The following is a 13,174-nucleotide window of genomic DNA, read 5'->3' on the forward strand; positions in this document are numbered from 1 at the left end:
TCAATTTTATTCGTGAAAAGGTTGACTGCACTACATTTTTCCCTTTAAATCAAAAGTAAGTTCCGATACTTGTGTTTACTTATCCGGACTAAGTTCGTTTTCCCACGGACATGATTTAGGGAAAAGGTGGTTTTAGCATGCAGCCAATGACAGGGATATCAGCAGAGCTAAAAGGATTATTGCTGGCCGTTCACCATAAAGTAAAAATTGAAAAGGGCAGTTTCTTGTTTCATGAAGGGTCAGAGGCCAAAGAGCTGTATATCATCTTGAGCGGGAAAGTGCAGGTAGGCAAAATTATTCCGGATGGTCGCGAATTAACAGTCCGTATGTGTACAGAAGGAGATTTGGTTGGCGAGTTATCTTTGTTTTCTTCCTCGCCCAAATATATGTTAAATGCTAAAGTAACGGAAAGCGGTGAAGCTGCCGTTATATACAAAGAGGCACTTGAGGATCAATTAAGCAAGGATAATAAGCTGGCCTTGGAGCTTATGAAGTGGATGAGCCTTCAGCATCGGAAAACCCAGACGAAATTCAGGGATTTGATCTTGCACGGAAAAAAAGGTGCCCTGTATTCCACTTTGATTCGTCTCTCCAATAGTTATGGGGCTAGATCCCGAGAAGGAATTGTAATAGATGTGGCACTTACGAATCAGGAGCTGGCCAATTTTTGCGGAACTTCCAGAGAAGTAGTAAATCGCCTTTTAAGCGAATTGCGGAAAACAGGAGCCATTTCTATTAATAAGGGAATAATAACTATCCTTGACCTGGATTATTTGAAAATGGAAATTGAATGTGAAAACTGTCCTGTTGATATTTGCAATATCGAATAGAAAAGCCGGTCTAATCAGACCGGCTCTTTTTAGTTAATCGCTATTAATATCAGGACAAAGAAAATGGCCGCATTTGCGATCTCAAAGATGCCAATTTTTTTAGGAGAAAAAGACTTTCCATAAAATGCGATAGATCTGTATAAGCTCGGAAGAAACGAGACTGCTATAATCCATTCACCCATCATCAGCCAAACAAGCGGGACTGCCGCATGATAAATCCACGAAATCCACCTGAAGTAAAGGTTTTTCTTTTCCCGAATCATTGATTTCACATAAAAGGTGCTGCCTGCAAAAAATAAGATAGAGGCTGCAAAAACTGTCAAGGAAAGCGCTGTAATTTCTCCATTGGGCAGATAGCTGCTCGCCAGTCCTGCTATTGAAAATGCAAAAATTGCACTAAAGTCATTTCCTAGCGCTCTATCCTGATTTTTTGATGAATAATATGCATTTATGATAAAGAAGGGAACCATGAGAAATCCAAATAGAATGATAGATTGTCTTGCCGTTAATGGAACTAGCAGCAGCAATATGGCTGGCACCATATAAATAGCTGTCCATTTTGCATAATAGGCCATTTTTTTTCTTTTAAACAAAAGAAGGGATGGATAAGTAGCCAAATATAATAAAGTCCACCCTAAAAAAAAGGGAATATGGGACCAAACAATCTCTGACGCTGCCGCTCCCAGCCAAAAAGGCAGGATCAGCATTGCCCAAGCTCCATGCTGTTTCGGCAAAAATAATTTCATTTGTTCTTCCTCCCCGTTGCTTTCTGCCTATACTATATAACTTTTTCCCTTAAAATTAAGTGAGGCTTATCACTCTGGCCCCTCTGCCACAGAACGTTCAAAAACCCTCTGGCAGTTACACCGGAGGGTTAAATATTATTAAGGTCTGCTCTTTAATCTGCTCCCCAGATAATTAATGAGATAATCAGGGCCTTCAAGGTCATGGATACTGAAAAATGGAACATGCAGTCCCCCATTCTCCAGACTCTTCCCTTCTTCATTCCAGTAAAACACGGCTTGGATATTTGTTAATTGCTGAAGCAAGTGCTGATCATCTGCATCCCTTAAAAGGAGCACCTTTGGAAATGGAGCCTGCTTATGCCCCTCAATAATGATTATATCCGGGTGAAGCTGTGAAGCAATGCCGATTTGTTCCTCGAGGCTCCAGCTTTTTTTCTCTGCCTGGATAAGAAGCCTCCCTCCCCCTTCAACTAGGGAAGCAGCCGCACCTGATTCAATGTGTTTGCTGGCATCCTTTCCGCCTGGAACTTCGGGTTTTCCTCCGTGCCCATGATGCTTAATGGTTATAACTGAAGCGCCCGCTTTTTTCAAGCCGGAGATTAATGTGTTTACAAGGGTAGTTTTCCCGCTGTTTTGATAGCCGGAGACCTGAAAAATAACAGGCTCCTTTACCATGGCCATTCGCTTCCTTCATGGTCCTCCAGCAATAAGACTTCTACTTCATCCCCTTTGCCATAGCCTCTTGTACCGCCTGGCAGGATCATTAATGAATTAGCACCGGCAAGGCTCATGACAATATTTGATTTATCCACTCCACTTGGAGCAGCTACAAGCCTTCCATTAGAATAATTTAGTGCCGTTCTGACAAACCGTGTAAAGGGATTTGCTTTTGGAAAATCCGCTACAAGCTCAGCTTTTTCTTTCCTTAAATGTGCCTTCTCAGCAAATACCATTTTGCGTATGATTGGCCTTGCAAAGAGTTCAAAGCCAACATAGCAGGCAGAAGGGTTGCCTGAAAGTCCAAACAGAAGCTTGCCTCTATATTGGGCAACTGTCGTAACACTTCCCGGGCGCATTGCAACCTTATTAAAAAGGACCTCTGCCTGAAGCTTTTCATAAATGCCCGGAAGATAATCAAAATCTCCCACTGACACACCGCCTGTTGTCATCAGCATATCGACTTTATCCAATGCTTCTTTAACAGCATTGAAGCAGGTATCAAATTCATCAGGCAGCTTGCCGAAATAAATAACTTCTGCTCCCGCTCTGTCTATTTGTGCCGAAATCATGTGAGCATTGCTGTTCCTGATCTTTCCCGGCTCCAATGGCTCATATACCTCTAAAAGCTCCGTACCTGTAGCAAACAGCCCAATGACAGGCTTTTTGGCAACAGGGACTTCAGCATAACCAAATGTTGCAAGAATAGCCTGAATGCCGGGATTTATCCTTGTGCCTTTTCTGACCAAGGATTCTCCTTCCTTGGCATCTTCTCCCTTAAAGGAAACATTATCTCCAGGATTATAAACCCGCTTGATGGACATATAATGTTTCCCGTCTCTTTCATATGCTTTTGCCAATTCCAGCATGACAACGGCATCACATTCTTCAGGCATTTGCGCACCTGTCATAATTCTTACAGCCTGATAAGCGCCCACTTGTTTGGAAGTAACGTGACCCGCACCAATATGGTCCACTACTTCAAATTCAACTGGATTTTCCGTTGAGGCTTCCTTTGTATCTGCTGACCGTACCGCAAACCCATCATATGGCGATCGATCGAAATGCGGGACATCGTTGGTTGCCTTTAAATCCTCTGCAAGGAAGCGACCAAAGCTATTATTAATGGAGACATACTCTATATTTCCGCTTTTTTGATAAGCCATTATTTTTTCAACTGCTTCTCCGACCGGAATGGGAGTTCTTTTTTCCAACATTCTATCACTCCTATGTATTACGAATTTCTCAAAAAGCCTGGAAGTGCCCTTTTTCTGCTTCATTTACTATGACCCTGCTTTACTTACCTGTTGATTTCAGCTCTAGGGACTATCTTTTTCCCCGGGCGGTCCGACTCTCCTCAGCGCAATCACGCCTGTGGGGTCTCCCCTTTACGCGCACCTTCTGCTGAACATTGGATCAGCATCAATGAATACGATGCGAATGTACATACGAAAATCTCGCCCCTCCACTCCATTCAACAGGTGCCAAAACCAACAATAAGCAGTAACTTAGCTTTTATTATAAACGTACATGAAATGGCCCTGCATGACAAATATCACACACATGGAGGCTTTCTTTACCTGTATGCTTTTACAGTAAAAAAAATTTAAAAAAGCCTTCAAGTGTGATGCCCATCACCAAACTGCCTCTCATCTTCCTTTATTCTATAGATATAGTTCATAAGATTAAAGGAGGAACAATCAATGACCATGCTACTTTCAGAGGATCGTCTCGTAAAAGATATTGTAAATGAATTCCCGAAGACAAGCGATGTGTTTAAGCGCCATCGCATTGATTTCTGCTGTGGCGGAAATATTCCATTACTTCGAGCAGCTGTTGAACAATCTGCAGATATCCAAGTGCTTTTGAATGAATTAAACGAGGTAATTCAAAAAGAAAACCAAAAAGAGGATTTAAAAGTTTGGACTGAAAGTACTTCTGAAGATATTATTGAACATGTCATCAATCAATACCATCGACCGCTTGAGGAAGAGCTTACACTATTAAGTCCGTATGTTACAAAGGTTGCAAGAGTACACGGCGGAGGGCATGAGGAGCTGTTAAAAGTACACGAATTATTTTTTGAACTTAAAAAGGAGCTGCTTGAACATACTGCAAAGGAGGAAGAGACTGTTTTTCCATTGCTTCTAAAGCTCGAGGATCCTGCACTTGAAAATCGCGAAGAAATGATTAGCTATATACAAGAGCTTGAAAAAGAACATGACCATGCTGGCGCAATTTTAAAAGAATTGCGGGATATTACATCTGATTTTGCACCGCCTGCAGATGCCTGCGGATCTTACCGCCTAGTATATAAACGCTTGGAAGACCTGGAAGGACAGACTTTTATGCATGTTCACCTGGAAAATAACATTCTGTTCCCTCGGTATATTTAATGCAAATAAAAAATCTGCAGAACGTTCAGCTGCAGATTTTTTATTTGCTTCGTACGCCTTGCCAATAATAACTTTAACATAGCCTAATAATAAAAATCGGCTCTGCTATGATTATAAAACCTGATTTTGCAGAGCCGGCCTTTTCAATTATAATTCATCCGCCTATATAGGACATTTCAATCTTTTTCCGGTTGGCTATCGTTTCTTCCGTCCGTTCATCGGAATATCTGTCTTTTCTGCCGTTCCAAATGTTAACAATACGCTCGGTAATTTCTTCATCGTTAGCGCCTTTTCTCATAAACTCCTTTAAATCGTGTCCTTCTCCATTAAAGAGACAGGTAAAGATTTGCCCATTTGCTGAAAGCCTAGAACGTGTACAGCTTGAACAGAAGGATTCTGAGACAGAGGTAATAAATCCAACATCAACATCTGTGCCCTTATATCGGTAGCGCTTGGCAACTTCTCCAAAGTAATCAGGATCTACTGGTTCTAATAAATAATGTTCCTTTAAAATTTCATAGATTTCTTTTTTGGTGACAACTTCGTCCATTTTCCAGCCGTTTGTGCTTCCGACATCCATATATTCAATAAAACGGAGCTGTAATCCGTTTTCTTTGCAAAACTTGGCCATTGGAACAATTTCCGAATCGTTAAGCCCTTTTTTTACGACCATATTTAGTTTAACGCCAAGCCCAGCTTCCTTTGCTGCCTCAATCCCTTTTAGTACGGGTTTGACACCCACATTGCGTCCATTAATTTTTCCAAACAGTTCATCATCCAAGCTATCCAGGCTGATATTTACCCTTTTTAGTCCCGCTTCCTTCAGATCCTTAGCATGTTTGGGGAGCAATACACCATTAGTAGTGAGCCCAATATCGTTCAGCTCCTCAATGTTCGATAGCATTTTTACTAGTTTGGGCAAGTCTTTTCTCATCAAGGGTTCTCCGCCTGTTAATCGGATTTTTTCTACTCCAAGGCTTACGAAGATTTTGGCAAGCCGTTCAATCTCTTCATAACTAAGCAGCTCGCTTTTAGGGAGAAAAGCAAAATCAGGCCCGAAAATGTCAGCCGGCATACAATATTGACAGCGGAAATTACAGCGGTCAATTACAGATATGCGCAGGTCCCTCAAAGGCCTATTTAATTGGTCCTTTATGATTGTTTTAGCCATTGCGTTCAACTCCATATAAAGAGTGACTTCCTTTATTTTTCCATCTATTTAAAGTCTATTATGCTTCATACTTAAATTTATATATATTTTAACCTTTCCCTTAAAATAACAGAAATAACCTAACACCTCAAATTCAGGGCTTTTACTATTAGAACATAAAACTTTCCCAATGTTAACAGGTGAAATAAATTTTTTTGATGTTGCAACGGCTAGATAAACCTTCGTTTTTAAAAACAGAAAAAAATGCCACAATTAAGACACAAACAACAGGTATGTTTTCACTATTTAGATGGTATTATTGTGGAAAAAGACAGAAAGATTTTTTTATAAAAGGAGGATTAGCATGACACAGACACCTATAAAACCAACCCATTCCATTGAAATTAAGGAGCTTCTACATTTCGCTGACCGGCAAATCCAAACAAAAAAAGGCTCATATATTTTTCAGGAAGGAATGGATGCTGATGAACTCTTTATCATTCTGTCCGGTAAAATTCAAATCAGCAAGATAACCGCAGATGGAAGAGAGCTTACCTTTAGAATATGCGGGGAAAATGAAATAATTGGTGAACTGACTCTTTTTACGAGCTCCCCTAAATATATGTTAAACGCTTTAGTTCTTGAAGCGGGTGAAATCGCTGTTATTAAAAAGGATGTGCTGGAAAGAGAAATTTTTAAAAACAGCAGCCTGGCTTTTGAATTTATGAAATGGATGAGTGACCATTTCCGCAAAACACAGACAAAATTCAGGGATCTTGTCCTGAACGGAAAAAAAGGCGCCCTATATTCCACCCTTATTAGGATGACCAACAGCTACGGATCCAAGGTGGACGAAGGAATCCTGATTGACCTTCCCCTCACAAACCAGGAGCTGGGCAATTTTTGCGGTACTTCACGGGAAAGTACGAATCGGATTTTAAGTGAGTTAAAAAGAGACGATATCATTACCAGTTTAGATGGAAAAATAGTCGTTAAGAATCTGCAATATTTAAAGAATGAAATTGGATGTGAAAATTGTCCGGCCATATACTGCAGCATTGAATAAGAGTGCAGAACTTAAGCTGCACTCTTTTTATTTTTTCTTATGTGATTTTCACTTTCTTCCTAAGTGCTTTTGGAATATACACACAGAACGGTTCACTTTCCAAATAATCTCCAGTCATGGCATATGCTCGTGACCTGGAGCCTCCACAAACATAACGGAACTCGCATTGTCCGCATTTCCCTTTATATTTATCAGGATTTCTAAGATCTTTAAAAATTGGAGATTCTCTATAAATTTCGGCAAGAGGCTGTTCCCTCACATTGCCGGCTTTAACAGGAAGAAGTCCGCTCGGGTAAACATCGCCTATATGCGAAATGAAAACAAATCCATTGCCGTCGTTTACTCCTTTTGGCGCCCTGCCCAAACCATCAATCGAACCAGTCAAGCCTTGCTGTGTGAGTGCATCGAGATATTGAATATCTTCGTTTTGGGCTTTTGCTTCCTTCATTTTTTGCTGAATTACCACGCGGCGATAATGCTGTGCAGCAGTTGTTTTTATGTCAAATCGCACTCTTTTACTCAAATCATAGAGCCAGGTAAATACCTTTTCATGTTCAACTGGAGAAATCATATCTTTTTCCTGTCCCCGACCTGTCGGAACAAGGAAAAATACACTCCAAAGAACACATTTCAATTCCTCTACAACCTTGGCCATTTCCTCCAGGTAATCAATATTATATCGGGAAATAACCGTATTGATTTGGACTGGAATCTCCAGTTCATGCAAATATTTTATCCTTTCAATCGTTAAATCAAAGGAACCTGATGTACCACGGAAATGATCATGAATTTCTGCATTAGGGCCATCGAGACTGAAAGCCCAGCGAGATAACCCTACTTCTTTGGCTTTTTCAATTGCTTCCTTTGTCACATTTGGAGTTGCACTCGGTGTCATGGAAACCCGGACACCTTTTTTCACTGCATATTCCGCAATTTCGAATACATCCTGTCTCATTAAAGGATCTCCACCGGTGAATACAAGCATAGGGTTATTCATTTCATATATTTGATCGATCAATGCTTTTCCTTCTTCAAAGGAGAGTTCTCTCGGATCTCTTCTGTATTGAGCTTCCGCGCGGCAATGCAGGCATTTTAACTGGCAAGCTCTTGTTAATTCCCATATCACAATAAAAGGGTCTTTATTAAAATCTCTACTGAATCCCATAATAGATGCCTCCTTAGCAGCCTCTTTTTCAGGCAGCCTATTCTAAAAAAAGCCATTAAAATTGAACAATATTTTGTCTTTGCATCGTTATTATAGGGTAATTACAAGCTTTAATAAGTGAACTTTCTCACAAATATACGTTCTTTTCGGGAAATTTGACAGGGATGTGACAAGGCTGAGCCAGAAAATTGGGATGTACTCCTGGAAGAACGTTACCGGCTAAATTCGTTTCTGTTGATAAACACCTAAAGCATAAGATCGGAGTTAATTTTGTTGTTTAGCGACCGTAGCCTACAACTGATTATCGTCGCTATTCCTGTTGATTAACGACCATACTTGCTGCCGTTAACCAATTATGGGTGTTATTCCTCGTGTTTAACGACGAAAATTGAAGTCACTAGCTGATTATCGTCGCTATTCCTGTTGATTAACGACTATACTTGCTGCCGTTAACCAATTACGGTCGCTAATTCTATATTTTAAAGTCCAAGACTGGAACTGCGAACGGATAGATCGTTAACGCTGCATGCTCCAAACCATTAAGGATCAGGAAGGAGAATTTAAAGCTTTCTTTCATCAAAAAAACAGCAAGGCATCAGCCTGCTGTTTTTGTGGAGAGTTTCTTTTATTGTACGCCAAGTGCAATCTTGGCATAGCGTGACATTCTGTCTTTTGACCAAGGCGGATTCCAGACAATATTCACTTCTGTATCCTTAACTTCAGGGATATCTGTCAAAGCGGACTTAACCTGCTCTACAATCGTTCCAGCCAAAGGACAGCCCATCGAAGTAAGGGTCATATCGATAACCGCCTTGCCTTCCTCTTCCATCTTTACATCATATACTAAGCCCAAGTTAACAATATCAATGCCAAGCTCAGGGTCTACTACAAGTTCAAGTGCACCCATGATGCTATCTTTTAAATCCTGATCCATTTTGCAGCACTCCTTCTTTTTGTACTTTAGTTTATCATAACAAATATTTAAACGAATTGAAAAAAAGTTGGTTATAGGTGTGTGTCAAACCACTTTACTGTTTCAAGTAACCCTTCTCTGCTTACTTTATGTCCTGCTTTCTCATCTGTAATAAATCGAAGTTTTTCAGGTGCATCGTTGTATAGGGGCTGTATGCTTTCATAAAAATGATATGTATAGGTAAATGGAACAACTGAATCCTTTTTACCATGCCAGAACATCAGCGGCCTTCCTCCCAGTTTTTCAGGCTGCAGGCTTAAATCCTGCACTCTTAGGGTTTTCAGCAGATCAGTAACTTCATCCTCATTCATCGGAATTTCAATATTATTTTTTGGGAGTTCATCCAGCTGCCATTGGGCAAACTTTTCATAGTATGGCATTCCCATAAGGCTGACTGCAGCTTTGACCCAGTCATATTGCGTCAATGCTCCTAATGTAACAATGCCGCCCATGGATGTTCCAACAAGACCTATTCTTTCAGGATCAACAAGCTTTTCATCTAAATATGCTTCCTTAATGATCTTCAATTCAGCAATAGTATTGAGGACAATATCCCATAACTTGAAATTTAAATCATTGCCTGACAAACCGGCTGCCCTTTCTCCGTGATACAATGTATCCGGCAGCACTACCCGAAAACCTTTTTCTGCAAGCAAATAGGCGTAATGAAGGTTATGTTCTTTTGCACTTGTAAAGCCATGGACAAAAATGATAACAGGCAGTTGAGCCTTTCTTAACTCCTGTCTGGCCAAGTCCAGCACAGGAATCTCCTTAATGTACTTATTTTCTATAATAACCAAAGCTCTTCCTCCCAAACAATGTCCCCTAATAGTAATAACTGCATGTATATTACTGCGTCTTTAATATTTAGGCAATTTTTTTACAAAAATAATATAATATTGGTAACATATATATATAATGTTTGTAAAAGCTGAAGCTTGACTCGTTTGTAAATTCTTTCTATATTTTCAGTTTAACATGTGGACTTTTTTTTTCACAAACCTTTACACTTATAAGAAGAGCAGCATAAAGCGCTTGGAGTAAACCAGTTTTTCAAGTTCAGAGTCAATATACTTTCTTATTATGTAAAATCAAGATAATAAAAGGAAATATTATGGCAGAAAAACATTTAATTGCACTAGACCTGGATGGCACTTTATTAAAAGATGATAAAACCATATCATCAAAAACAAAAATGATTATTCAAAAGGCACGTGAACAAGGACATGAAGTCATGATTGCTACTGGAAGGCCGTTCCGCTCCAGTGAGATTTACTATCGGGAAATGGGGCTTACTTCACCAATCGTAAATTTCAATGGTGCCTATATACATCATCCTAATGACCGCAATTGGGGAATTTACCATACGCCCCTGCAAATGAGCGTTGCGAAGGAGATTGTTGAAGCCGTTAACAGCTATACCATCCATAATATCGTTGCGGAAGTCATTGATGATGTTTACTTGCACTATCATGATGAAAAGTTATTGGATATTTTTGGATTTGGAGATCCCAATATCACCACTGGTGACCTGCGTAATTATCTCAATGATAATCCGACCAGCATGCTAATCCACACAGACGAAGAACATGTAAAATCCATTAGAAGCCACTTATCCGAAGTCCATGCAGAAGTGATTGACCATAGACGCTGGGCGGCTCCATGGCATGTTATTGAAATCGTTAAATCCGGCCTTAATAAAGCTGTCGGTTTACAAAAAGCATCTGACTATTTCCAGATCCCGCCCGAGCGGATTATTGCTTTCGGCGATGAAGATAATGATCTGGAAATGCTAGAGTATGCAGGCTACGGCATAGCGATGGGAAATGCCATTGACCAGGTAAAGAATATTGCCAACGAAACCACGTTATCCAATGAAGAAGATGGTATCGGTGTTTATTTAAATGATTTATTAAATTTAAAAGCGCTATAACTGCATAAGAATTAATTAGAAACTCGGCCATTAAATCCCCTTTTGAAATCAATCCTTTAGAGCATACTAAAGGATGAAGCAGCAAGGCTGTTTCAAACTTCTTTCACGGAGGGGATTCGAATGGGTAAACGTAATAAATCAAAACGCTTCGTTCAACAGGGTGTTGACACTGTTAGTAAGCATGATGAACGTATCCCGTACCACATGACCTATGCGGAGGCAGAAGCCCAAAAATTGGCTAATGTGAAGGAATCATCCCTCGGAGGAATATAATATGGGAAACAGATTATTTCAGGAAGCCAGAAAATACGTAGACTTAGCAAAAAATGCTGATTCTGCAGGCCAAGAAACTGTATCCCGAGCGAAAAATGCATTAAGTTCCGCGTTTGCGAATTCCACTGCAGCTGAACAGGAGCAGCTAAGTGAGATGCAGCAGGAGCTGGAGCAATACGATCCGCAAAATCGTTAATAAAAAGAAGCTGACACCATTATGGCTGTCAGCTTCTTTTTTCCAATAATACCGGGAATGAATGGATAATGCTGCCGTCTCTTTTGCTTCTTTCATACAAATGCAGAACGACAGAACCACTCTCTGGAAGTTTATCTGCAGGAATGCTCACATCAATCTTGAAGGGCTCCCAATTTTTTGTATTTGTTTTTAGAGGCTGTTCAGTAATTAGTTCATTATGCCCGTCTTCAACCGTATAGCAGAGCTTCCCGCTTACAGGGCGAGCTTCTCCGGTAACTATATATTTACCCTTTTCACCACTGACTTTTGTCTGGCGAAATGCAGGATTTTCTCCCGGTATATATACAGAGGCTTCGGCCGTTTCTTTCGCAACTAACATTTCTCCATTTAATTTTCTGGCCAACAAAATTGCATTTACATGATATTCCCCTTCGGAGACCCTCTTGCCCTCATGAGCATAATTCCATTGTTCCTTCCAAATCATGCTCTCATCAGGATTTAAAGTAAGAGTCTGCAAAACCTGCAGAAAAGCCTTGTCTTTAGAATAAATGTATACTTCATTGCCATTTTCATCGTTAATGCTTATTTCATATTTTTGTGAAGTTGGAAATTCAAAGTCCAAAGGGTAACTCGCGGTATTTCTCAGAACCACTTCCATTTCCAATGTTTCCGGTGCTGCATATGGAATAACCTCAAATTCATACGGCTTTTGATTGCCAGCCGCTTCAGTGCTTTGTAAATGTACAGTAAGAACAAAAATAGCCATAGATGCCAATAGACGCAGCATCTGCATCCCTCCAGTCATTTAATCCCTGCGGAAGAAACCATAAACACCAGCTGTTTGCACTATATTGGTAAAAGCACTTGGATCTACATCTTTTATAATTCTCTCAAGGTCATATAATTCATAACGTGTAATAACAATCATCATCATTTCTTTGCTTTCGTTGGTGAAAGCACCCTTTGCGGGGATTGTTGTTATCCCGCGGACAAGCTTATCATGAATCGCCTTTTTCATCTCATCGGATTTTTTAGTAATAATTAGTGCTGTTAACTTTTCATGTCTTGTATGGATAGCATCAATTACCCTTGTTGAGGCATAAAGGGTCACAAGGGTATACAACGCTTTTTCCCAGCCATACAAAAATCCTGCTGTTATTATAATGATGGCGTTAAGCGTGAAAAAATATGTACCAACCGGTTTATCTTTCATGCGGGACAATACCATAGCAATAATGTCCATCCCGCCTGTAGACGCCCCCCACTTTAGTGTCATCCCTACTCCTACAGCTGCTATAGCCCCTCCAAAAACGGCATTAAGCAAAATATCTTTAGAAACATGGATAACAGGGATAACTTCCAAAAAAAATGACATTAAAAATACGCTAAGAAAACTGTAGACAGTAAACGACCTTCCGACTTTTTTCCAAGCTAATATCGTAACAGGTATATTCAAAATGAAGAGCAAAATACCTGTTGAGGCAAAACTGCCCAAAATGCTTGAAAGCAGCTGCGCTACACCTGTAAATCCGCTTGCATACACATTTGCAGGTATCAGGAAGAAATTCATGGCGATTGCATTTAAAACCGCTCCAATTAATACAACAAATACCTTCTTAGTCTCTAACCAAACCATTATAAACCCCCTATATTCACCTTATTAATTCTTTACCCAAAAATGGGCAATCCCAACACAATTCATTGTTTTTTCTTGCTGATTTCTATAAAC

The 13,174-nt window shown here is 40.0% G+C and carries 15 protein-coding genes; 6 read left to right on the forward strand and 9 right to left on the reverse strand.

The window, feature by feature from the left end; all coding sequences use genetic code 11:
• Nucleotides 1-137 precede the first annotated feature (137 nt).
• The gene (locus tag AC3ZVC_RS23285) at nucleotides 138-830 is read left to right on the forward strand and encodes a Crp/Fnr family transcriptional regulator (protein WP_490065446.1); all 693 of its coding nucleotides are present in this window, start codon (nucleotides 138-140) and stop codon (nucleotides 828-830) included.
• Between the two features lie 29 nt (nucleotides 831-859).
• Here AC3ZVC_RS23285 and AC3ZVC_RS23290 read toward each other — a convergent pair whose 3' ends face one another.
• The 3 genes from AC3ZVC_RS23290 to AC3ZVC_RS23300 form a co-directional block, all read right to left on the reverse strand.
• On the reverse strand, nucleotides 860-1,576 hold the full coding sequence (locus AC3ZVC_RS23290; RefSeq protein ID WP_490065447.1) for a YwiC-like family protein: 717 nt from the start codon (nucleotides 1,574-1,576) through the stop codon (nucleotides 860-862).
• A gap of 138 nt (nucleotides 1,577-1,714) precedes the next feature.
• The gene (mobB, locus tag AC3ZVC_RS23295) at nucleotides 1,715-2,257 is read right to left on the reverse strand and encodes a molybdopterin-guanine dinucleotide biosynthesis protein B (protein ID WP_490065448.1); all 543 of its coding nucleotides are present in this window, start codon (nucleotides 2,255-2,257) and stop codon (nucleotides 1,715-1,717) included.
• A complete protein-coding gene (locus AC3ZVC_RS23300) occupies nucleotides 2,245-3,510 on the reverse strand; it encodes a molybdopterin molybdotransferase MoeA (RefSeq protein WP_490065449.1) in 1,266 nt (421 codons plus the stop codon). Before AC3ZVC_RS23300 ends, mobB begins: the two co-directional genes overlap by 13 nt.
• A gap of 486 nt (nucleotides 3,511-3,996) precedes the next feature.
• Between AC3ZVC_RS23300 and ric the strand changes: the two genes are divergently transcribed.
• Nucleotides 3,997-4,689: an iron-sulfur cluster repair di-iron protein gene (gene ric, locus AC3ZVC_RS23305; RefSeq protein WP_490065450.1), complete on the forward strand. Its 693-nt coding sequence runs from the start codon at nucleotides 3,997-3,999 to the stop codon at nucleotides 4,687-4,689.
• Nucleotides 4,690-4,843: 154 nt separating this feature from the next.
• Here the strand turns inward: ric and moaA are convergent, their stop codons facing one another.
• Entirely contained in the window at nucleotides 4,844-5,860 is a 1,017-nt protein-coding gene (gene moaA / locus AC3ZVC_RS23310; protein ID WP_490065451.1) for a GTP 3',8-cyclase MoaA, read from the reverse strand.
• A gap of 343 nt (nucleotides 5,861-6,203) precedes the next feature.
• Between moaA and AC3ZVC_RS23315 the strand changes: the two genes are divergently transcribed.
• A complete protein-coding gene (locus tag AC3ZVC_RS23315) occupies nucleotides 6,204-6,905 on the forward strand; it encodes a Crp/Fnr family transcriptional regulator (RefSeq protein ID WP_490065452.1) in 702 nt (233 codons plus the stop codon).
• Between the two features lie 37 nt (nucleotides 6,906-6,942).
• Here the strand turns inward: AC3ZVC_RS23315 and AC3ZVC_RS23320 are convergent, their stop codons facing one another.
• The 3 genes from AC3ZVC_RS23320 to AC3ZVC_RS23330 all read right to left on the reverse strand — a co-directional run bounded on the left by AC3ZVC_RS23320 (nucleotide 6,943) and on the right by AC3ZVC_RS23330 (nucleotide 9,843).
• Nucleotides 6,943-8,070: a TIGR04053 family radical SAM/SPASM domain-containing protein gene (locus tag AC3ZVC_RS23320; protein ID WP_490065453.1), complete on the reverse strand. Its 1,128-nt coding sequence runs from the start codon at nucleotides 8,068-8,070 to the stop codon at nucleotides 6,943-6,945.
• Between the two features lie 625 nt (nucleotides 8,071-8,695).
• On the reverse strand, nucleotides 8,696-9,004 hold the full coding sequence (locus tag AC3ZVC_RS23325) for a metal-sulfur cluster assembly factor (protein ID WP_490065454.1): 309 nt from the start codon (nucleotides 9,002-9,004) through the stop codon (nucleotides 8,696-8,698).
• Nucleotides 9,005-9,075: 71 nt separating this feature from the next.
• Nucleotides 9,076-9,843, reverse strand: coding sequence for an alpha/beta fold hydrolase (locus AC3ZVC_RS23330; protein WP_490065455.1), 768 nt, complete (start codon nucleotides 9,841-9,843; stop codon nucleotides 9,076-9,078).
• A gap of 314 nt (nucleotides 9,844-10,157) precedes the next feature.
• Here AC3ZVC_RS23330 and AC3ZVC_RS23335 point away from each other — a divergent pair, with 314 nt between their 5' ends.
• The 3 genes from AC3ZVC_RS23335 (at nucleotide 10,158) to AC3ZVC_RS23345 (ending at nucleotide 11,445) form a co-directional block, all read left to right on the forward strand.
• On the forward strand, nucleotides 10,158-10,976 hold the full coding sequence (locus AC3ZVC_RS23335) for a Cof-type HAD-IIB family hydrolase (RefSeq protein ID WP_490065456.1): 819 nt from the start codon (nucleotides 10,158-10,160) through the stop codon (nucleotides 10,974-10,976).
• Nucleotides 10,977-11,096: 120 nt separating this feature from the next.
• Complete coding sequence (locus AC3ZVC_RS23340; protein ID WP_009331255.1) at nucleotides 11,097-11,249, forward strand: hypothetical protein; 153 nt, start codon at nucleotides 11,097-11,099, stop codon at nucleotides 11,247-11,249.
• Between the two features lies 1 nt (nucleotide 11,250).
• On the forward strand, nucleotides 11,251-11,445 hold the full coding sequence (locus AC3ZVC_RS23345) for a DUF3813 domain-containing protein (RefSeq protein WP_490065457.1): 195 nt from the start codon (nucleotides 11,251-11,253) through the stop codon (nucleotides 11,443-11,445).
• Between the two features lie 28 nt (nucleotides 11,446-11,473).
• Here the strand turns inward: AC3ZVC_RS23345 and AC3ZVC_RS23350 are convergent, their stop codons facing one another.
• Both AC3ZVC_RS23350 and AC3ZVC_RS23355 read right to left on the reverse strand, forming a co-directional pair.
• On the reverse strand, nucleotides 11,474-12,232 hold the full coding sequence (locus tag AC3ZVC_RS23350; RefSeq protein ID WP_490065458.1) for a BsuPI-related putative proteinase inhibitor: 759 nt from the start codon (nucleotides 12,230-12,232) through the stop codon (nucleotides 11,474-11,476).
• A gap of 18 nt (nucleotides 12,233-12,250) precedes the next feature.
• A complete protein-coding gene (locus AC3ZVC_RS23355) occupies nucleotides 12,251-13,081 on the reverse strand; it encodes a YitT family protein (RefSeq protein ID WP_490065459.1) in 831 nt (276 codons plus the stop codon).
• Nucleotides 13,082-13,174 lie beyond the last annotated feature (93 nt).

This window comes from Cytobacillus sp. C11.1 (assembly GCF_058145115.1).